The sequence below is a fragment of the Roseovarius sp. MMSF_3298 genome, from assembly GCF_030733705.1.
GTDB classification, from domain to species: Bacteria; Pseudomonadota; Alphaproteobacteria; order Rhodobacterales; family Rhodobacteraceae; genus Roseovarius; species Roseovarius confluentis.
Map to the genome: position 1 here is coordinate 1 of NZ_JASHIN010000011.1, position 19,671 is coordinate 19,671.

Genomic DNA, 19,671 nt, shown 5'->3' on the forward strand with positions numbered 1-19,671 from the left:
GGGGGCGCCCGCGACGGCACCTGCGACAGACGATAGCGAATGCGAAGAACAGTCAGGCGCAACCTTGTCGACCAACGCCAAATGTCCTCTCACGACTTACCGTTCTCCGCGCTCTGGCTCAGAAAACAGTGACGGAATAATCGTGACCAAGGACGATGGCGTCTACCTGCAGGTGAAGCCAGGAAGCCAATAGATGACGAACTTAGGCCAAGCCTGCAATCGGGCATCGCCTATCCAAGGAGAAAGTCAATGAAAAGACATTTTTTTACCTTACCGATCCTGCTTGCGTGGCCAATGGTTTGCGGTGCTGAAGAGCAAAGGCAGGCATGGATCGAACTGTCTGAAGTCGAGGGTTTGGTCCAGATCGAAGTGTTCTCTCATCTAGAGGAGGGCATGAGCGGCAAGTACACCCTCGAGGTCGTGAAGGAAGGTCCGAGCGGTAGGTCGGTCAACAAGCAGGGCGGCAACGTGCCGAGTTCGGATGGGACGGCGGTCGGACCGCTGTCAATTTCGCGCGTTTCCGTGGAGCCGACTGCGACTCTGCAGGTCACACTCAATGTGACAGACGCATCGGGATTAACTTATCAGGACACAAAATCTGTGGCTGGGGATTAGTTGCCTGCGACCTGAGCATAAAGGCCGCTGAGGAGGTCCTTTCCGCGCTTCACAAAAGGTTTGACATAAGCCGACGACATCAACGGAACATCCCGCCTGACCCAATCGGACGAGGCGGTCCGAAAGGTCGCCGACCGCGTCCGGGAGCCGCCGGTCGGCGATGGCGAGGCCGATTTACCGGCAGCGTATGCGCATCTGTCCCAAGGTTTTGGCAACTGGAAGCGCAAGCAGCCTAAAATAAAGGTCGTACCGTGGCTGGAGACGAAACAGTCCTTCGTGCTGCCGGAACGTTTCGTCGGCCTGTTCTGAGCGGGCGGGGCGTGATGCCAAAAGCTTTGAGAAAGCTTTTGGCAAATCTTTTCAGAAAAGATTTGGCCCTGGGCGTCAGGTGCGGGTGCCGGCGAAGCGCGCGGCCCATTCCTCTCGCTGGTCGTCGGTGATCTTGGCGAAGAGCACGTCCGGTACGGTGAAGGCGTGGCCGGGTTCCAGGCTTTCCAGCGCCGTGTGCACGTCGTCGGGCCAGTGGCAATCGTCGGTTTGCATGGCTTGCAGCATCGCGGCGGAGGCGTCGGGGATGAAGGGGGCCGAGAGCACCGCGTAAAGGCGGATGAGGTTGAGTGCGAGGCGGATCTGCATGGCGGCCTTGGCGGGGTCTTCCTTGAAGGTCGACCACGGCGCGGCGGTTTGCAGGTACTCGTTGCCCGCGACCCAGATGGCGCGCAACTCGGTGGCCGATTTGCGCACCTCGATGGCTTCCATGTGCGCCTCGTAGGCGCGGATGCGGGTGGTGAGCGTGTCGATCAACGCGGTCTCATCCGGGCCGTAGCTGCCCGCCTCGGGGACCTCTTCGCCGAACTTGGAGCGGCAGAACTTGGTCACGCGGGAAACGAAATTGCCCAGCACGTCGGCGAGGTCCTTGTTGACGTTCGCCTGGAAGTTCTCCCAGGTGAATTCGGCGTCCGAGCTTTCGGGGGCGTGGGACAGGAGCCACCAGCGCCAGTAATCCGCCGGCAGGATGTCCAGCGCCTGGTCCATGAATACGCCGCGCCCGCGCGACGTGCTGAACTGGCCCCCGTCGTAGTTGAGGTAATTGAACGACTTGATGTAGTCGACCAGCTTCCATGGCTCGCCCGACCCGAGGATCGTGACCGGGAAGCTGAGCGTGTGGAACGGCACGTTGTCCTTGCCCATGAACTGGGTGTAGCGGACATCCTCGGCGCCCTTGTCGGTGCGCCACCAGCGTTCCCAGTCGTCGCCCTTGCCCGCCTCGACCCATTCGGCGCCGCAGGCGATGTATTCGATGGGCGCGTCGAACCAGACGTAGAAGACCTTGCCTTCCATGCCCGGCCAAGGCGCGTCGCCGCGCTGAACCGGTACGCCCCAGTCGAGATCGCGGGTGATGCCGCGGTCCTGCAGGCCGTCGCCGTCATTGAGCCATTTCTTGGCGATGGAGGTGGTCAGCACCGGCCAGCCCTGCCGCGTGTCGATCCACTCTTCCAGCCGGTCCTTCATCTGGCTCTGGCGCAGGTAGAGGTGCTTGGTCTCGCGCATCTCGAGGTCGGTCGAGCCGGAAATGGTCGAATGCGGGTTGATCAGGTCGACGGGGTCGAGTTGCTTGGTGCAGTTGTCGCACTGGTCGCCGCGGGCACTCTCGAAACCGCAATTGGGGCAGGTGCCTTCGATATAGCGGTCTGGCAGGAAGCGGCCGTCGGCGTTGGAATAGACCTGTTTCTCGGTCACTTCCTCGATCAGGCCGGCCTCGAAGAGCTTGCCGGCGAAATGCTGGGTGAGCTTGCGGTTCTGCTCGGACGAGGAGCGGCCGAAATGGTCGAAACTGAGGCGGAAGCCCTGGCTCAGCTTGTCCTGTACCTCCCACATCTCGGCGCAATACTCGGCGACTGGTTTGCCCGCCTTGGCGGCGGCCAGTTCAGCGGGTGTGCCGTGTTCGTCGGTGGCGCAGAGGAACAGCACCTCGTGTCCCCGGCCGCGCAGGTAGCGGGCGTAGAGGTCGGCGGGCAGCTGGGAGCCGACGAGATTGCCGAGATGCTTGATCCCGTTGATGTAGGGGATCGCTGATGTGATCAGGTGGCGGGCCATTGCGAGACGTCCTTGGAGGTTTGGGCGTTCGTGTAACGCAATGGCGCGGCCTGTGCCAGAGGCGGTTGGCGTCAGGGATCGGTGCGCGTGTCATCCTCGCGTGCGGTGCGCGTGAGTCGTCCGATCAGGAAGGATGTGCGGGGCGACCAGACATAGCGGGTGCGGGTGCCCGCGCTGGGGCGGGCCACCATCCGCACGAGGCTGAAGACGATGAGGACGGCATGGGCGACAGCGATCATGACAAACATCGCCTGCGGGCCGAAGCGGTCGATCAGGGCGGAGGCCACGAAGGGCGCGGCGATGGCGCCGAGGGCAAAGAAGAACATCAGCGCCGCCGAGAGTTCCACGCGCTGTTCGGAGGTGGCGAAGTCGTTGGCGTGGGCGGCGGCGACGGAATAGATCGGGAAGGCGGTGAAGCCGAAGAAGAAGGCGGCGATCATGGCGCCGTTGGGCGAGACGGTCCCGGCCAGCGCGGTGACGATGCAGCACAGGATGGCGGCGACCGAGAGCCCGATCATGACGTGGCGGCGGTCGAACTTGTCGGCAAGCCAGCCCGCAGGGTACTGCGCCAGTGCCCCGCCGAGGACGAAGGCGGCAAGGAACCACGCGATCTGATCGAGTGCGAGGCCGACCTGCTGACCGTAGAGAGGCCCGACCATGCGGAAGGTCGCACTGGAGAGCGCCGCGACGATCACGGCGGCGGCGGCGAGTGGTGAGCATTCGACCGCCAGCATGGGGCGCAGGCGGGGGGCCTTGGGCGTTTCGGGCTGGCGCACGGTGGTCAGCGTCAGCGGCAGCAGCGAGGCGCAGCAGATGATGGCGAGCAGGTTGTAGGAGACGTAGGACGCAGGCTCGAGCACCGAGATCAGCATTTGCGCGACGAGCGAGGCGCCCATGTCGGCCACCCGGTAGATGCCCATGGTGCGTCCGCGCGTCTCGTTGGTGACCTTGGCTTGCAGCCATGCCTCGACCACCGTGTAGCACCCGGCGATGCAAAGGCCCGAGGCGACGCGCATCAGCGCCCAGGCGATGGGGTCGATGATGATCATGTGCATCAGAAGGCCGATGGCGCCTGCGGCGGTGAAGGCGGCGAAGGCACGGGAATGGCCGACCGAGCCCATCAGACGCGGCGCGAACCAGCAGCCGATGAAAAAGCCGAAGAAATGCGCCGAGCCGAGAAAGCCGATTTCCTGGGTGGAGAAGTCGAGCGTGATGCCCGACAGGGCATCGAGCGGGGCCACGCCGCCGGTGGACAGCTGCAACAGGATGACCGATAGGAAAAGGGCCGCGAAGGAGATGATCATGCGCATGGGTGCAGATTGGCATGGCGCGGCGCGGATGTCCTGCCGCGTTTTCGACAGAAGGGCGTCGTTTTCGACGTGTGTCAGGGCAAAGCTCTGTCGCGTGCGCCGCTTTGGCCAAGTGCCTGATTTTGGAGCGTTCGTGGGCCGCGATGCAGGAGTCTTGTGTCGGCTTCGCGAATCCCGGCATATGGCGAAAAAGCCCGCCAGGAAGACAGGAGACGTCATGATCGAGCAAAACCCCGAGCTTATCCACGCAATCCGGGACCGCTTTGCCCATGTGGATCGCTGCCCGTTCCAGGGTGAGCGGATTTTCTTCGAGAACGCGGGCGGGGCTCTGACGCTGAAAAAGGTGGTGGAGACGTCAGGCTTCTATGCCGCGATCCCGGACAACCCGGGACGGGCGAATCCGGCAGGGCAGGGAACGCAGGCTGTCATCGACAAGGCGAAGGCGGACCTGGCGGTGTTCATGAACGCATCCTCGGGGCAGTTCTTTGCGGGCGAAAGTGGCACGGAGCTGCTGTTTCGGATGATCCGGACGGCCTGTGTGAACGCGCCCAAGGGCTCCAAGGTGATCGGGTCGTCGATCGAGCATCCGGCATCGCGCAGCGCGGCGCGGCGCTGGGCCGAGATGGCGGGGCTCACGTATGTCGAGGTGCCGCATGACGACTCAACAGGCATGGTCACGGCAGAGGCCTATGCCGAATGCATGACGCCGGATGTCGCGGTGGCGACCATCGTGCATGCGTCGCCGGTGACGGGGATGGGCATGGACGTGGCGGCGATCAGCGCGGCGATCCGGGCGGTGGCGCCGGAGGCGGTGATCATCGTGGACGGCATCCAGCACGCGGCGCATGGGCAGTTGGACCTCGACAGCTATCAGGCCGATGGATACGCGATTTCGCCTTACAAGGTGTTCTCGCGGCACGGGTTCGGCATCGGGTGGGTCTCGGACCGGCTGGCGGTGATGCCGCATGAGCGGCTGATCGGCTCGCCGGAAGACGCTTGGGAGTTCGGAACACGGGATGCGGGATCTTATGCCACCATCTCGGACGTGGTGGACTATTTCGACTGGCTGGGCGGCGAGGTTTCGGAGGAGATCGACCCTCGCCGTCGGATCGAGGCGGCGGGGCGGGCCATTCGCGCCTACGAGACGCACCTGACGAACGCGATGATCAACGGAACGGGCAACCTGCCCGGGCTGCGCGACATGGATCACGTCAGCATCTTGGGCGGGGCGGACAACCCGGCGCGCGAGGGGCTGGTGTCGGTGGTGGTCGCGGGCGTGCCGTCGGCCGAGGTGGTCGAGCGGCTGAACGCGCAGGGCATCCGCACGCATATCCGCAAGGACGATCATTACAGCGGCAACGTGCTGAAACCGCTGGGCCTGAGCGACTGTATCCGGATTTCGATGTGCCATTACAACACCGAGGCCGAGGTGGCGCGGTTGCTGACCGCGCTGCGCGAGATCGGGGACAGTCAGAGCGGGTAACCGAAGGTCGCGACGGTTTGCCAGATGTCGAGGTTGAGCCGCCGCAGGCGGTCGATCGAGGCGTCGATCCGCGCGACCTCTTGTGCGTCCGCGACTTCCTGCTTGCCGACGAGGATGCGGTCCTTGCGGTCGGCGATGCGCATCATGATCGTATTGAGCGGCCCGCCATCGGGGTTGAAGGAATAGATGCAGTGGTTGAACTTGTTGCGCAGGGTGGCTTCCTTGCGGAACCGCGCGGTCAGCGACAGCACCGCGTCGCGCTGGTCGGCCGGGGTGTGGCCCAGCTTGGCCAGCCTGTCGACAAGATCGAGACGGGCGCTGGTGGTGTTGAGGGTCAGGAAGATGACCATCGCCACGTCCTTGTCGGTGTCGGCCAGCCCGGCAATGAGGTGGATCAACAGGCTTTCGGTGTTGGTCCAGTTGAAGTTGAGCTGGCCCACGCGCAGGAACATGTCGCGCAGTGCCTCTTCGTGCGCGGGCTGCGCCGGTTCAGAGCCTCGACGTGGCATAGAGCATCGCCGCCTCGGTGCGGTTATGGACGCCCAGCTTGGAAATGATGTGATGAATGTGCAGCTTGACGGTGTTTTCCGACAAGCCCAGCTGGGCCGCGATTACCTTGTTCTGTCGGCCGCGGGCGACATGTTCGAGCACCTCGATCTCGCGTCCTGTCAGCCGATCGAGCGCCGAGACGGCCGTGCCTTTGTCGGGCTTTGCCGGCGTCATGTCTTCGCCGCCGGCACGGGCGGGCGGATCGGTCGCCGTCAGCGTCGCCGACGTCAGCAGTTCGGGCGTCACGTAGGAATGCCCTGAAAGACAAAGCTTGAGCATCGAGATCCACGAGTCGAAATTCAGGTGCACCGGAAAGAAGCTGGACACGACAGTGGGATAGAGCGGGCTGGTGATCAGCGACCGGCTTTTGTCCGCATCGCCGTAGGCGCAGGCGATCTTCGCGCTGGATTGATTGCAGACCCAGGTTGCCAGATTTTCATCCAGCTTTTTCGCCGCAGATTGATCGAGCACGACGAGGCACAGACGATCCCGCCAGGACGGCAGCATCTCTACAAGCTGGTCCACGGAGTCGAAGCGTTTCACGGCGGTTCTGTCGATCTCGGCCTCGGTGACCCGGCAGAGCCTTTCGGAAAAGCTCTGATTGGCCGAAACCAATGCAATGACCGAATGCGTTTTGCGTTCCAATTTCAATAACTCTTTGGCGCGACCTTCGCGCGGTTCGGAAAAATGTTGCATGACAGTGCTCCCCCCGAAGTCGTCATCTTAAGGCACTGGTCGATAAATTTTTATCAACTGATCAAATGAAGAAAGTAATACGGCTAAACCTAGCACTATTGTCAGGCTGGCACAAATATTAGTCGAAAGAGCGCTTCGGCATATATCAATCGGTTTGTTTTCGGCCGTCGGTCTAGATCGTTTGAATGAGATCGGACGCCGCAGGACTACTCCGATTGTTGCGCGGGCACTGGACTGAATAGCCGGAACGGGCGAATCAATGCCATGCCAGACTTATGAAAACAAAAGAAAAAAATTGGAATCCAACTGGATTAACCAAGATTGACGGGTGTTTTCGACGTCCGATTCTCCCTCATCTTCGGTCGTGCACGACACCGTGCAGACAAGATCGGGGGATCCATCTTTAGCTGACGGACACGGCCGCACGGGGCGCCCGCAAATGTGGGACCGCATCTGCCCCATGCGCCATTGACCGGCACGCGAGACTGCCTCCGAAGAAAGGACAGGGTGAGGACCGGACCATTTCACGTCGTATAACGCGGGGCGTCCTAGACCGAGATTTCGTCGCGGCCCCCCGGATTTTTTCAACAAACAGATCCAATCGCATCCGGACGCATGTCACTTGTTAGAGAGCGGTGACCCTCGGATGCTCCATTCGGAGAAAATCCAATGTCAAAGAAAAATCAATACCTCTTCGGCCTTCAGGGCCAGGGCCAGCTTCAGGGCCAAGGTCAAGGCCAAGCTCAGGGGCAAGCCCAAGGCCAAGGCCAGGGTCAGGACCAGCACCAGTCAAGCCACAATGAGAACGTAAACCTCAGTGGTAACGGCAACGGCAACCTGAACGGCAACGGCAATGCCAATGGCAACCTGAACGGCAATGGCAACGCCAATGGCAACGTGAACGGCAACGCCAATGGCAACGTGAACGGCAACGCCAATGGCAATGTTAACGCCAACGCCAATTACAACCACAACGACGCGACCAACAATGCCACCAACACCGCCACGAATACGGCGACCAACGTCAGCACGACAGACGTCAAGGTGAACGTGGATGTCGGTCTGGAAGGCCTGCCGTCAGACGATGATTTTGCCGATTTCGACCTGTCAGGCGGCAGCTCGACCGGTGATATCATGATGGCGACCAACGGCGGTCACGTTCATGCCGTCTATGGGGCCGGCAACGACATCGTTCTGAAAGACGTGCTGGAAGACGCGCTGAACGGCGCTGGCAACGATGCCGGAACGATCATCGCTCAGTCCGCAACGCTGACCGACAACGACAAGGTCGACAACGCGCAGGTACAGAACAGCGGCAACTTCCAGCAGAACGGCAACGCGACAGGCGGCACGGCGACGTCCGATGAAGGCATCGAGACCCAGCCAACCGGCGGAGGCGGCGGGTCTGGTGCGCTTTCAGCCGGCGGATGGGGCGGTGACGCCGCAGCACTTGGCGGAATCGCGGCGGCTGACGGCGGTCAAGGCGGTCACGGCGGCTTCGCGGCCTCCGGCGGTGGCGACGGTGCCGCCGGTCTTGGCGGTGGACTTGGATCCATCGGTGTGGGCGTCGGTGTCGGCGGTGAGACCGGCAACGGCGGCGACGGCGGTGACGGCGGCAACGCGGCCTCTGGCGCGATCGGCGTGAACGACGCCGATGGTGGTGGCGCGGCGGGCCTTGGCGGCGGACTGGGCCTGGGTGGCCTTGGGCTGGTGCCGGTCGGCCTGGGTGCCGGGATCGGCCTTGGGGCCGGCGGAGACGGCGGAGACGGCGGCAATGCCGGGTCCGGCGCCATCGGTGCCTCCGACGCGGATGGCGGCAACAGCGGCGGCGCGAACGGGCTGGGCGCTGGCATGAGCACCGGCCTGGGCGTTGGCCTTGGTGCCGGCGGTGACGGCGGTGCTTCGGCGGCGCTGGCAGGCGGCGGCGGTGCCGGCATGGGCGGTAAGGCCTTTGGTGGTGACGCTGGTGCCATCGGCGGCTTTGGCGGCGCGGCCGGCAAAGCGATGAACGGCGATGGCGGCGCGGCCGGACATGGCGGCCTCTGGGGTTCGAACAACGGTGACGACGGCTTCGTCAACGGCCTGAGCGAGGCGCAGGCCTCCGCGGTTGTCGACACCTCGGCGTTCAACCAGAGCATCGTTCAGGGTGCCAACATCCTTGGCAACACGGTCGACATGACCGTGGTCGGCGGCTCGCTGACCTCGACGCTGGTGGGCGAAGACGACACCGTCTAAGGCCCTGGCACGATACTGAAAACGGCCTGCGCGGTGCGCATCGCGCAGGTCACATTTCAAACCAGAATAGTAGGTCTGGTCTTCGATCTCTGACGAGTAGGAAGAACAAATGGCCTTTGATTTTACAACCGAAGCAATTGCCCATTTTATTGGGGCGTTCAACCAGATCATCGAAGAGGCGCGGTTGCGCACGGATCACGATCCGTTCGACAACGTCGGACCTGACTATGGTCTTGGAAACGGCCTTAACACGATCACGATCAACCTGTCGGCGCCGATGCAACCCGTCGCCGTCGATACCGGTATTTCCTACAGCATTCAGTTGCTGCCGCTGCCAGAACCATTCACGCCGGTTTCGGTTTTCATGCAGACCGGGGCCGATTCAGGTTTGCCGTTTTTGATCGGTGGCCTGCCGGTGGTACCGCAATCGATGACGGGGGTGCCCTTCGGATATGCGGCGCAGCCTTTCGTGGTGTCGCCGCCACCGCCGCCGCCTTCTTATGCGACGGTGGTCTATCAGCAAAATCTCCTGGCGGATTCCGACAGGCTGTTGGGTGGAGATACCGTGGCGGAACTGCCTCAAGAGGCGGCGGCCTTGGCGCTGGACTGGCTGGTGGAGGAAGGCACGGCGCTTGCCGGTCCGGATATTCCCGAGGTCCCGGAAAGCGGTGCCGATATCGCTGTGACGGGCCACGAGGTGTACGCCAGCGCTACGGCCTTTGTCCCCGATGGGCCGGAAGAGGCCCAGGTGGTGGCGCTGACCGGAGAGGACGCCGCCGGGATCCACGTGGACGGAGAAGAAAGCGAGACGCTGCCCGATCTGACCGAGGTGTTGCCGGTTCTGCCCGAAGCGGATGACGACACCGGACCGGCGCATGACGTGATCACCGGCGGCAACACGGTGGTCAACGAGGGCTACATTTCGTTTTCGCTGACCGAGGCGCCGGTGATCGCCGTGATGGGCGACAGCCTGTCGCTGGTCAGTATCAGCCAGACAAACGTGATTAGTGACCTGGATACGGTGAACGGGATGTTGCGGGGCGCGGGCGGCGCCGACAACGTCGTCAGTAGCGTCGCGTCATTCCTGAGCACCAGTTCGGAGCCTGAGAGTGACGACGGGGACGGCGCGGAGGAGGACGGTACGGTGGAGGACGACGCGCCGGTCTTTCCGTCGATTGCGTCAGTGGTGCGGATCGAGGGAGACGTTGTCAACTTCAACTACCTGTACCAGCAGAACATGGTGGACGACGACGATGTCGTGAGCATGGAGCTGACCGCTTCGAAGACCTTTATACAGAGCGGCGGCAATCTGACTGTGAACGCCACCAGCCTTTTGGAACTGAGTTATATCTATGATTTGATCGTTGTGGGCGGCGATATCATCAACGTCAGCATCATCAACCAGATGAACGTGCTGCTGGACGACGATTTCATCACCTATCCAGAGGACGAGGGCTGGGACGTGACCAGCAGCGGCAACGTGCTGTGGAACCAGGCCAGCGTAAATTCGATCGGCATCGACATTTATCAGGCCATGTCCGACGAGTTCGCGGCGCTTGGTGACAGCCTTGCCGCGGGGTCGGACGCGGTGTCCGGCAGCATCCTGAGGCATGAGGCGTTCGAAGGGCAGGACGAGGTTCTGAGCGTTCTCTACATCGAAGGCGACCTGATCAGCCTTCAGGTCGTCGATCAGGTCAACATTCTGTCGGATGTCGATCAGGTGCACGTCAGCGCGCAGGGCGAGGCGGCGGCGATCGCCGGGGCGAACGCGTTGATCAACATCGCGGCGATCTCGGAATTCGGCATCGACTCGGAGGTCCAGGTGGGCGGCGAGGTCTATTCCGACGCGCTGATGCACCAGGCGGGCCTGATCGTGGAAGAGGACAGCCCGCTTTTGATCCAGGAGGGCGGGCTGGTGACCGAGGCGGTCGCCTTTTTGATGGATGACGTGGATCAGCAGGCCGAGGACGCGGACGGTGGATACTGCGGTTACGCCGCCGGCGACGATATGGGGGGCGATCCGATGGGGGGACTGCTGGTTTGAGCGAAAGCATTTTGAACAAGAGATATTGAAACATGGATAGTGACACATCACGGGCCGCGCATGGCGCCTCTGCCACCGCTCACGAAAAGGATCGCACCCGGGGGAGGGACCTTTTAACGCTTTCGCCCGACCTGCGCGTGCCCGGAACAGGGACGCCCGCCGCCGGCGGGCCCGATCCCGCCCCCGAAACCGTTGACGCATCGCCGGCTCCCGTGATCGATGCCAAGCGGGCGAACGAGGTTTCGCCCGCGCGCGATGTCCCGAAACCGCTTGTCCCCAAAGGCGGTGAGGGCGGCGGTGCCAACGGTGGCGGGGGCGGGGCAGGCTTTCACAAGCGGTCCGGGCCGGTAGATTTCAACCAGGACCTGAAATCCGGCATGGTGGCGGTGCGCCGGAATCTGTCCGTGGTGATGTTGTTCAGTTTTGCGACCAACATCCTGATCCTGGCGATTCCGGTCTACCTGTTCCAGATTTCGGACCGCGTGTTGACCAGCCGGTCGGTGGACACGCTGATCATGCTGACGGGCGTCATCGTCGGCGCGGTCGTTCTGCAGGCGTTCTTCGACGCGATGCGGCGCTTCGTGCTGATGCGCACGGCGGTCGAACTGGCCGCGCGGCTGGGCGCGTCGATCCTGAGTGCGGCGGCCCGGGCGGCGCTGGCCAGCAACGGGCGCGAGTACCAGACGCTGGGCGACCTGCAGCAGCTGCGCGGCTTTCTGGTGTCGGGCACGCTGATGGCGTTTCTGGACGCGCCGTTCGCACCGCTGTTCGTGCTGGCGATCTTTCTCATACACTTTCACCTCGGGCTAATCGTGGTGGGCACGGCGCTGCTTTTGCTGGTCATCGCGTTGATCAACCAGCGGGCCACGTCAGGGCCGTTCACGGTGGCCAACCGGCACCAGAGCGCGGCCAACATGCATCTCGACTCGATGTCGCGGAACAGCCAGATCATCAACGCATTGGCGATGATCCCCGAGGCGGTGTCGATCTGGGGGCGCGACACGGCGGCGTCACTGACCGCGCAGGTGCGCGCGCAGGACCGCAACATCACCTCGGCGGCGTTCTCGCGCGGGGTGCGGCTGTTGACGCAGGTGGCGATGCTGGGCTGGGGCGCGTACCTGGCCATCGACGGTCAGCTGACCGGCGGCATGGTGATCGCCGCGTCGATCATCGCGGGCCGGGCGCTAGCCCCGATCGAGGGCGCGATCGAGGGGTGGAACCAGTTCATCCTGTCGCGCGCGGCGTTTGGCCGGATTTCCGAGCTGCTGAAAGCGTCGCCGCTCAACCACGACCGGCTGGTGCTGCCGCGGCCTGAAGGGCGGCTGGACGTGGAGCGCCTGCTTTACGTCCCGCAGGGCACCAAGAACGTCGTGCTGAACGGTATCAGCTTCAGCCTGGCGCCGGGATCGTCGCTGGCTGTGATCGGCAATTCGGGCGCGGGCAAGACCACGCTGGGCAAGATGCTCGTGGGGGCGGTGCTGCCGACCTCGGGCTGTGTGCGGCTGGATCTGATGGACCTGCGCAACTGGGACCAGCGACAGTTCGGCGAGAGCATCGGCTATCTGCCGCAGGACGTGCAGCTGTTTCCCGGCACCATCAAGGACAATATCGCGCGGATGCGGGACGATGCCACGGACGATCAGATCTATCACGCGGCACAACTGGCGGACGTGCACCAGATGATCGCCAACCTGCCGCATGGGTACGAGACGGTGGTGGCCGCCGATGGCGCGCCGTTGTCAGGCGGGCAGAAACAGCGGATCGCGCTGGCGCGGGCGTTCTTCGGCAATCCGCGGCTGCTGGTGCTGGACGAGCCCAACTCGAACCTCGACGTGGCGGGCGACCAGGCGCTGGCGCGGGCGCTGCAGCATGCCAAGGCGCAGGGGATCACCGTGGTCGTGGTCACGCAGAAACCGTCGCTGCTGGCGCATGTGGACAAGATCATGGTGCTGGCGGGTGGCGCGGTTTCGATGATCGGCCCGCGCGAACACGTGCTGCAGTCACTGTCGGGCAATCCGCAGCCCGCGCCGGACCCCGGGACCGCCCCGGCGGCGGCGCCAGCCGCGGCTGCACCGGCCTGACCCCAGTTTGAACGGAGGATTTCATTGTGAGCCGCATAAAAATGCAGACCTTACCCGTCGAGACGCGCTGGTTCGCAGAGGTGCCGCGCTCGATCCGGCGATTCACCTTTGTCGGCCTGACCGTAATGCTGACATCCTTCGGCGGTTTCGGGGCGTGGGCCTTCAAGGCGCCACTGGCGGCGGCGGTGATCACCCAAGGGTCGTTCGTGGCGATCGGCAACAACCAGTTCGTGCAGCACCTGGAAGGCGGCATCATTCAGGATATCCTGGTGTCCGAGGGCGAACAGGTCGCGCAGGGCCAGGCGATCATTCAACTGGACAAGACCGCGGCGCAGGCCAAGCTGCGCGAGCTGTACCTGCGGCGGGCGCGGCTGGAAACGGTGGCCGCGCGGCTCTTGGCGGAATACAGCGGCGCCGACAGTTTCGAGGTGCCGCCCTTCCTGGCGGGGGGCGCAAACGATCCGGCGGTACAGCAGATCCTGAGCAATCAGCGTCTGAACTTCGACTCGTCCAAGGCCAAGATCGCCAAGGATATCGGCCTTTTGGAAAGCAACATGCTTGCGCTGAACAGCCGCAAGGAGGGGTTCCTTGCGCAGCAGGATGCGCTGGAGCAGCAGATCGCTTTCCTGAAGGAGGATATCGCCGCGCAATCCGCCCTGTTGGACAAGGGGCTGACCCAAAGATCGCAATTGAACTCGCTATACCGGGCGCAGGCCGACGGGCTGGGCCAGATCGGGCAGTTGCAGGCGGAACTGCACGAGGTCGACGCCCTGCTGGCCAAGCACGAGCAGCAGATCGAGCAGGTCGTGGTCGAGCATCGCAAGGCCGCGCTGGACGAGCTGCAGTCGGCGGAAAACGAACTGGACACCGTGCGCGAGAACTACAATCGCGCGCTGGAGGTGCATGCGCGGTCCTCGATCGTGTCGCCGGTGGCGGGGACCGTCGTGCGGATGACCTACAACACGCCGGGCGGGGTGATCGAGAGCGGCAAGACCATCGCAGAGATCCTGCCTGCCGACGCGCCGCTGATCATCGAGACCAAGTTGCCGCGCACCGATATCGACAGCGTCAAGATAGGCCAGCCTGCGACCGTGCGGCTGGTGGCGCTGAACCAGCGCACGACTCCGGTGCTGAACGGGACGGTCTATTACGTGTCGGCCGACGCGCTGCCCGACGAGTCCGAGCTGATGCCACAGGAGGTATACCTGGCGCGGGTGCGGATCCCGCCCGAGGAGATGGCGCGGGTGCGCAACTTTGCCCCCACGCCGGGGATGCCGGCGGAGGTGATGATCGAGACCGCCGAGCGGACGTTCTTTGAATATCTCAGCAAGCCGATCACGGATTCCATGTCGCGGGCGTTCCGCGAGCAATAACCCGGCGGGGCGGCGTTACGGGCCCGCGCGGCAGTCGGGCGCTTCGACCGCGTGGCGTGCGGTGACGCGCCCGGTGAAGCGGTCGGTCTGCACCCGCAGGCAGATCCGGTCGCCGGGCGCGAGCAGCGGGGTCAGGCGGTTCGGGGTGACAAGCGGGAATTGCCGTCCCGCGTCGGTGGTGGCGGTATAGGCGGGGCGGGTGCCGAAATCGGTCTCGACCTGGGTGATGCTGTCGATCCGGCCGGTCATGAAATCGACGTTGGCCGGGATGCGCACGAAGAAGACGACCAGCATTGCAACCACGCCCAGAAAGAGCAGGACGGCCCCCCACCAGGCCCTACGGCCCAGCAGGTCGCGCCAGAGCGCGGCGGTGAGGCCGGGCGTTTTGCGTTTCTCGTCTGTCACTTAGGCAGGATTGCCAGTTTCCTTGCAGGGATCAAGCGCAAAGCCGCCCCTGGCGCGGGTCACGGCCCATGTTGCCGGGGGCAGGGTGCGGGCGCGACGGCGCGAGAGGGTCCAGCCCAGCCGCCCGGGTGTATGGGCGGGGGCCATGTGCCAGCGGCTTTCGACGCCGGGGGCGCCGCCCTCGCCGGGGGTAAGAATGAGGCCGAGGGGCGCGCCGGAGCCTTCGGCCGCGCCGGTTTCCGCGGCGAGATGCAGGCGGCGGACCTGGGTGAGATTGGGCAGGTCCGGGAGTTCGGCAACGGCCAGCGGCACCGCGCCGGAGCGCAGCACCTCCTCGAGGCACCACAGCAGGTCAATGGGCTGGCGTGGCGACAGGAAGGTGAAGCGTTCGGGCCCCACCAGCGCCACCATGCCATCGGGGTTAAGCCGGTCGGCGACCCAGTCGGGGGCGATCCAGAACACCGGGCCTTGCGTGGCGGCGGCCGCCAGCATCGCCGCCATGTGCCGCGCCGGGCCGCAAAACTCGTGCAGGCGCGCGGGGGTCAGGGCCATCTCGCCCAGCACGGTGACGGCGGTGCGAGTACGGTGGCTGCTGCGGCGGGTGAGCAGGGTGGTGTCCATGGCATTCAATGTAGTTTGTTCGCTCTTTGTTCTCAATCTCGAAATACGGGGTGACGCCCGCGTCAGAGCCGCTACATATGGGGCTTTGACGACAGGCAAGACGGAGCGGGACATGCAGCGCAGGCAATTGGGACGGACGGGAATCGAAGTGAGCGCGCTTTGCCTCGGCTCGATGACATGGGGCAGCCAGAACACCGAGGCCGAGGGGCACGCCCAGATCGACCGGGCGCTCGACCGGGGCGTGGATTTCATCGACACCGCCGAGATGTACCCGGTGAACCCGGTCGCGAAGGAGACCATCGGGCGCACCGAGGAGATCATCGGCACCTGGCTTGCCCGGACGGGGCGGCGCGGTGACGTGGTGCTGGCCACCAAGCATTCGGGCGAGGGGATGCAGCACGCGAGGGATGGCGCGCCGATCTCGTCAGAGACCATCCCCGGGGCGATCGAAGGCTCGCTGAAGCGATTGCAGACGGACGTGATCGACCTGTACCAGTTTCACTGGCCCAACCGGGGCAGTTACATGTTCCGCCAGAATTGGACATTCGACCCCTCGGGGCAGGACCCGGCCGCGACGCGGGCGCATATGGAAGATGCGCTGGGCGCGCTGGAACGCGAGGTCGAGCGGGGCACGATCCGGGCCTTCGGCCTGTCCAATGAGAGTGCCTGGGGCACGGGCCATTGGCTGCGCGTCGCCGACGAGATGGGCGGGCCGCGGGTGGCGACGATCCAGAACGAGTATTCGCTGATGTGCCGTCTCTTTGATACCGACCTGGCGGAGCTGAGCGTGAACGAGGATGTGGGGTTGCTGGCCTTTTCGCCGCTGGCCGCCGGGCTGTTGACCGGCAAATACCAGGGAGGTGCGGTGCCCGAGGGGTCGCGTCTGACGCTGAACGAGACGCTGGGCGGGCGCAAAGGGCAGAGAGCCTTTGCCGCCGTGGACGCCTATCTGGAGGTGGCGCGGCGGTTTGGCCTCGATCCGGTGCAGATGGCGCTGGCCTGGTGCCTGACGCGGCCGTTCATGACCTCGGCCATTTTCGGGGCGACATCATTGGAACAATTGGACGTGGCGCTGGGGGCCGCGGAGGTGACGCTGTCGGACGAGGTGTTGGAGGCGCTGGACGCGACGCACAAGGCGCATCCGATGCCCTATTGAAGGGTGGCGGTGGGTTTTCACCCACCCTACGCGGTTTTCGAATGACGGGGTCTTTGTGGCGGGCGTTGCCGGGGGCTTTGCCCCTGCGGCGAAACGGTGTTTCGCCGCTCCCCCAGGATATTCCTGGCCAGAAGAAGAGGCGGGGTGGCCCTAGTCCGGGGCCTGTGCCCAGCAGTGGCGGATGTGGGCGGGCAAATCGCGGGCGCCGACGGAGGCTTCGCGGATGAGGGCGTCGAAATGCAGGGTCAGCGCCTCGACCCGTTCGGTGTCGCGGAAGGCGAGGTAGTTGCGGCCGATATAGAGCACGGCGAGCAAGGGGCCGAAGACGGTGATCGGCGCCGAGTAGAGCCGGCGGGCGTCAAACAGGTAGAGGCGCAGGCGGGGGTAGAGCTGTTCGGTGATCTCGAGCAGGTAGTCGACCTGGCCCTGGCGGATGTCGCGGGGCAGGCCTGCGTAGTAGCCTTCGCCGGCGATGAAGCTGTGCATCTCGAAGAGTGGCAGGGCGATTTCATAGTCCGACTGGGTGCCGCGCATCCAGGCCAGACGATCCTCGGAGGCGCCGATGGCCTGTTCGGTGGAGCGTCCGAGATGAGGCGCGTATTCCCATTCCAGAAGATCGCGGGTCTTGAGCATGTCGGGCAGGCCGGCGGGGACATGGCGGATCTTGTAGCCCGCCGCCTCGCGGTGCCAGGCGAAGATCTGTTCGTCGACAAGCGCGCGGGGTGCTTCGGTCAGCGAGAGCGTGTTGGCGAGGATGTCGGCGGCGGTTTCGGGCCGGTCGGTGAGGCCCAGGAGCCAGTCGGCGGAGACACCGAGGGCACGGGCGCATTCGCCCACCACTTGCGCATTGGGCAGGCGGGCGCCGGTGCCCTTGAGCAGTTGCGAGATCGTCGAGCGGTCGACGCCGACGCTGCGGGCGAGGGCGCTTTGCGAGGTGCCGCGCAGGCGCAGCGCCTCGTTGAGGCGGGTGCGCAACAGGGTGGCGCGGTCGCGTTTGTCGGATTTCTGGATCATATGTTGGATTTTATCAACAAACGAGAGGTTTGTTAACCATTCTCTGACTGCCCCCCTGACAGGATCTGTCGTAACGGTTTTGTGAAGGACGAATATTGGGGACAAGATGAAAGTGGAATTCGAAGGCGGCGCCGGGCCGGTGCCGAGGCCGGGCGCGCGGACGCTCGCGGACGTGGAATGGCCGACATTGGGACTTTTGGCGGCCTGTTACGCGGCCTGGGGCGTGGCGCTTTTCTGGCTGGCAGGGCTGTGGCTGCCGGCAGGGGTTGTAGTGGCGGCGATCGGGATCACGCTGCATTCGTCGCTGGTGCACGAGATGATCCACGGGCATCCGACCCGAAACGACCGGGTCAACGAGGTGTTGGGGTTTTTCAGCCTCGGGCTGTGCGTGCCCTATCGGCGGTTCATGGAACTGCACCTTGCGCATCACCGCGACAGCCTGCTGACCGATCCCTATGACGATCCGGAGTCGAACTACCTGGACCCGGAGGTCTGGGTTCGGCTGCCGCGCTGGTTCCGGGCGGTGCTGCGGTTCAACAACACGCTGTTGGGGCGGATGATCGTGGGGCCGGTGCTGGGACAGGTGGTGTTCATGCGCGCGGACTGGGCCGCGATCCGGGCCGGGGACCGGGGCATTGCGCGGGCCTGGGTGTTGCATGGGCTGGGCGTGGCCGGGGTGTTGGCGGTCGTCGCGGTCTCGCCGATGCCGGTCTGGGCCTACCTCGTCAGCGCCTACCTGGCCTATGCGATTTTGAAAATCCGCACCTTCCTGGAGCACCGGGCGCATGAGCGCGCCAGCGGGCGCACGGTGGTGGTCGAGGATGGCGGGCCGCTGGCGTTTCTGTTTCTGAACAACAACCTGCACGTGGTGCATCACATGCATCCGAAGGTGGCATGGTACCGCCTGCCGGCGATGTGGCGGCAGAACCGGGAGACGTACCTGCGGCGCAATGGCGGGTACTATTACCGCTCTTACGCCGAAATTTTCGCGCGGCACCTGTTGCGGGCGAAGGACCCGGTGGCGCATCCGCTCTGGCGGAGGAAGTAAAACGCGGGCAAGAGGGGATCCATGGTCGAACCGTGGATCCTTCTTTCCATCATGGCGGCGTTTTTCCAGACGCTGCGCTTCATGTTGCAGAAATCGCTGAGCATGGGGACGTTGAGCGCCCTGGGCGCGACCTTCGCGCGGTTCGCCTATGCCGCGCCGATGGCCGCGCTACTGGCAGGGGGCTATGCAATGTGGTCGGGGCAGGGGCTGCCGGCGGTGGGCGGGCGTTTCTGGATCTACGTGCTGAGCGGCGGGCTGGCGCAGATCCTGGCGACGTGGTGCGTCGTGCTGCTGTTTGCAGAGCGGAACTTTGCGGTCGGGATCACCTTCAAGAAGACCGAGGTGGTGCAGACCGCGATGGTGGGGTTGATCGTGCTGGGCGACCGCATCAGCCTGCCGGGGCTGGTGGCGATATTCCTTGGGCTGATCGGCGTGCTGGTGTTGTCGGACGTGCCGGGCGGCGCGGGTGGCTGGTGGCGGCGGGTGACCAGCAAGGCGCCGGCGCTGGGGCTGGCCTCGGGGGCGTTCTTCGCGGTGTCGGCGGTGACGTATCGCGGCGCGACGCTGGAGGTGGCCAGTGACGACGCGTTCCTGCGGGCGATGGTCGCGGTGGCGGCGGTCACGGCGGCGCAAAGCCTTGGCATGGCGGCCTATCTGCGCTGGGGCGAGCCTGGGCAGTTGGCCCGTGTCTGGGCGGCGCGGGGCCGCGCGGTGTGGATGGGGGTGACGAGCCTTCTGGGCAGCGTCGGCTGGTTCACGGCCTTCACCTTGCAGAATGCGGCCTACGTGTTCGCGGTGGGGCAGGTGGAGGTGATCTTTTCACTGGCTGCCTCGGTCCTGTTCTTTCGCGAGACGGTGACGCGGCGGGAACTGGTCGGGATCGTTCTGGTGAGCGCCAGCATCCTGTTGCTGGTGCTGCTGGGGTAGCGGCGGCGCGCGTTAGT

Annotated in this window: 16 protein-coding genes; 9 read left to right on the forward strand and 7 right to left on the reverse strand. The window is 64.5% G+C overall.

The window, feature by feature from the left end:
- Positions 1–249 precede the first annotated feature (249 nt).
- The gene (gene csgH, locus RBB18_RS11310) at positions 250–615 is read left to right on the forward strand and encodes a curli-like amyloid fiber formation chaperone CsgH (RefSeq protein WP_146049983.1); all 366 of its coding nucleotides are present in this window, start codon (positions 250–252) and stop codon (positions 613–615) included.
- A 384-nt stretch (positions 616–999) separates the two neighbouring features.
- Here csgH and metG read toward each other — a convergent pair whose 3' ends face one another.
- Both metG and RBB18_RS11320 read right to left on the reverse strand, forming a co-directional pair.
- Positions 1,000–2,712: a methionine--tRNA ligase gene (gene metG, locus RBB18_RS11315; protein ID WP_306110643.1), complete on the reverse strand. Its 1,713-nt coding sequence runs from the start codon at positions 2,710–2,712 to the stop codon at positions 1,000–1,002.
- A gap of 71 nt (positions 2,713–2,783) precedes the next feature.
- Positions 2,784–4,022: an MFS transporter gene (locus RBB18_RS11320; RefSeq protein ID WP_103762343.1), complete on the reverse strand. Its 1,239-nt coding sequence runs from the start codon at positions 4,020–4,022 to the stop codon at positions 2,784–2,786.
- A gap of 217 nt (positions 4,023–4,239) precedes the next feature.
- Between RBB18_RS11320 and RBB18_RS11325 the strand changes: the two genes are divergently transcribed.
- Entirely contained in the window at positions 4,240–5,505 is a 1,266-nt protein-coding gene (locus RBB18_RS11325; protein ID WP_306110644.1) for an aminotransferase class V-fold PLP-dependent enzyme, read from the forward strand.
- On the opposite strand, the gene RBB18_RS11330 is transcribed toward RBB18_RS11325, so the two are convergent.
- Together RBB18_RS11330 and RBB18_RS11335 are read right to left on the reverse strand one after the other, a co-directional pair.
- Complete coding sequence (locus RBB18_RS11330) at positions 5,493–6,014, reverse strand: hypothetical protein (protein WP_170067147.1); 522 nt, start codon at positions 6,012–6,014, stop codon at positions 5,493–5,495. The two genes, RBB18_RS11325 and RBB18_RS11330, sit on opposite strands and share 13 nt — an antisense overlap.
- The gene (locus tag RBB18_RS11335; protein ID WP_170067148.1) at positions 5,995–6,699 is read right to left on the reverse strand and encodes a response regulator transcription factor; all 705 of its coding nucleotides are present in this window, start codon (positions 6,697–6,699) and stop codon (positions 5,995–5,997) included. The genes RBB18_RS11330 and RBB18_RS11335 overlap by 20 nt, the downstream gene beginning before the upstream one ends.
- A 720-nt stretch (positions 6,700–7,419) precedes the next feature.
- On the opposite strand from RBB18_RS11335, the gene RBB18_RS11340 reads away from it, so the two are divergent.
- The 4 genes from RBB18_RS11340 to RBB18_RS11355 all read left to right on the forward strand — a co-directional run bounded on the left by RBB18_RS11340 (position 7,420) and on the right by RBB18_RS11355 (position 14,483).
- Entirely contained in the window at positions 7,420–8,985 is a 1,566-nt protein-coding gene (locus tag RBB18_RS11340; RefSeq protein ID WP_306110645.1) for a hypothetical protein, read from the forward strand.
- 109 nt (positions 8,986–9,094) lie between these two features.
- Positions 9,095–11,029, forward strand: a complete 1,935-nt coding sequence (locus RBB18_RS11345; protein ID WP_306110646.1) for a hypothetical protein — start codon at positions 9,095–9,097, stop codon at positions 11,027–11,029.
- A gap of 32 nt (positions 11,030–11,061) precedes the next feature.
- Positions 11,062–13,110, forward strand: a complete 2,049-nt coding sequence (locus tag RBB18_RS11350) for a type I secretion system permease/ATPase (RefSeq protein WP_306110647.1) — start codon at positions 11,062–11,064, stop codon at positions 13,108–13,110.
- A 26-nt stretch (positions 13,111–13,136) separates the two neighbouring features.
- A complete protein-coding gene (locus RBB18_RS11355) occupies positions 13,137–14,483 on the forward strand; it encodes an HlyD family type I secretion periplasmic adaptor subunit (protein WP_306110648.1) in 1,347 nt (448 codons plus the stop codon).
- Between the two features lie 15 nt (positions 14,484–14,498).
- Here RBB18_RS11355 and RBB18_RS11360 read toward each other — a convergent pair whose 3' ends face one another.
- Complete coding sequence (locus RBB18_RS11360; protein ID WP_306110649.1) at positions 14,499–14,888, reverse strand: hypothetical protein; 390 nt, start codon at positions 14,886–14,888, stop codon at positions 14,499–14,501.
- Positions 14,889–15,509, reverse strand: a complete 621-nt coding sequence (locus RBB18_RS11365; protein WP_103762351.1) for an ImuA family protein — start codon at positions 15,507–15,509, stop codon at positions 14,889–14,891.
- Positions 15,510–15,621: 112 nt separating this feature from the next.
- Here RBB18_RS11365 and RBB18_RS11370 point away from each other — a divergent pair, with 112 nt between their 5' ends.
- Positions 15,622–16,665 carry an aldo/keto reductase gene (locus RBB18_RS11370; protein ID WP_274592459.1) on the forward strand — a complete coding sequence of 348 codons (1,044 nt, stop codon included), beginning with the start codon at positions 15,622–15,624 and terminating at the stop codon, positions 16,663–16,665.
- Between the two features lie 150 nt (positions 16,666–16,815).
- On the opposite strand, the gene RBB18_RS11375 is transcribed toward RBB18_RS11370, so the two are convergent.
- Entirely contained in the window at positions 16,816–17,679 is an 864-nt protein-coding gene (locus tag RBB18_RS11375) for a helix-turn-helix domain-containing protein (protein WP_306110650.1), read from the reverse strand.
- Between the two features lie 106 nt (positions 17,680–17,785).
- Between RBB18_RS11375 and RBB18_RS11380 the strand changes: the two genes are divergently transcribed.
- Together RBB18_RS11380 and RBB18_RS11385 are read left to right on the forward strand one after the other, a co-directional pair.
- Entirely contained in the window at positions 17,786–18,727 is a 942-nt protein-coding gene (locus RBB18_RS11380; RefSeq protein ID WP_306110651.1) for a fatty acid desaturase, read from the forward strand.
- A gap of 21 nt (positions 18,728–18,748) precedes the next feature.
- Positions 18,749–19,654, forward strand: a complete 906-nt coding sequence (locus RBB18_RS11385; protein WP_274592456.1) for a DMT family transporter — start codon at positions 18,749–18,751, stop codon at positions 19,652–19,654.
- Positions 19,655–19,671: the final 17 nt, after the last annotated feature.

Excerpts from the sequence above, each read along its gene's own strand:
- RBB18_RS11345 (WP_306110646.1), top strand. The coding sequence starts at position 9,095 with ATGGCCTTTGATTTTACAACCGAAGCAATTGCCCATTTTATTGGGGCG.
- RBB18_RS11385 (WP_274592456.1), top strand. The coding sequence starts at position 18,749 with ATGGTCGAACCGTGGATCCTTCTTTCCATCATGGCGGCGTTTTTCCAG.
- RBB18_RS11380 (WP_306110651.1), top strand. The coding sequence starts at position 17,786 with ATGAAAGTGGAATTCGAAGGCGGCGCCGGGCCGGTGCCGAGGCCGGGC.
- csgH (WP_146049983.1), top strand. The coding sequence starts at position 250 with ATGAAAAGACATTTTTTTACCTTACCGATCCTGCTTGCGTGGCCAATG.
- RBB18_RS11375 (WP_306110650.1), bottom strand. The coding sequence starts at position 17,679 with ATGATCCAGAAATCCGACAAACGCGACCGCGCCACCCTGTTGCGCACC.
- RBB18_RS11370 (WP_274592459.1), top strand. The coding sequence starts at position 15,622 with ATGCAGCGCAGGCAATTGGGACGGACGGGAATCGAAGTGAGCGCGCTT.
- RBB18_RS11350 (WP_306110647.1), top strand. The coding sequence starts at position 11,062 with ATGGATAGTGACACATCACGGGCCGCGCATGGCGCCTCTGCCACCGCT.
- RBB18_RS11325 (WP_306110644.1), top strand. The coding sequence starts at position 4,240 with ATGATCGAGCAAAACCCCGAGCTTATCCACGCAATCCGGGACCGCTTT.
- metG (WP_306110643.1), bottom strand. The coding sequence starts at position 2,712 with ATGGCCCGCCACCTGATCACATCAGCGATCCCCTACATCAACGGGATC.
- RBB18_RS11340 (WP_306110645.1), top strand. The coding sequence starts at position 7,420 with ATGTCAAAGAAAAATCAATACCTCTTCGGCCTTCAGGGCCAGGGCCAG.
- RBB18_RS11365 (WP_103762351.1), bottom strand. The coding sequence starts at position 15,509 with ATGGACACCACCCTGCTCACCCGCCGCAGCAGCCACCGTACTCGCACC.
- RBB18_RS11330 (WP_170067147.1), bottom strand. The coding sequence starts at position 6,014 with ATGCCACGTCGAGGCTCTGAACCGGCGCAGCCCGCGCACGAAGAGGCA.
- RBB18_RS11320 (WP_103762343.1), bottom strand. The coding sequence starts at position 4,022 with ATGCGCATGATCATCTCCTTCGCGGCCCTTTTCCTATCGGTCATCCTG.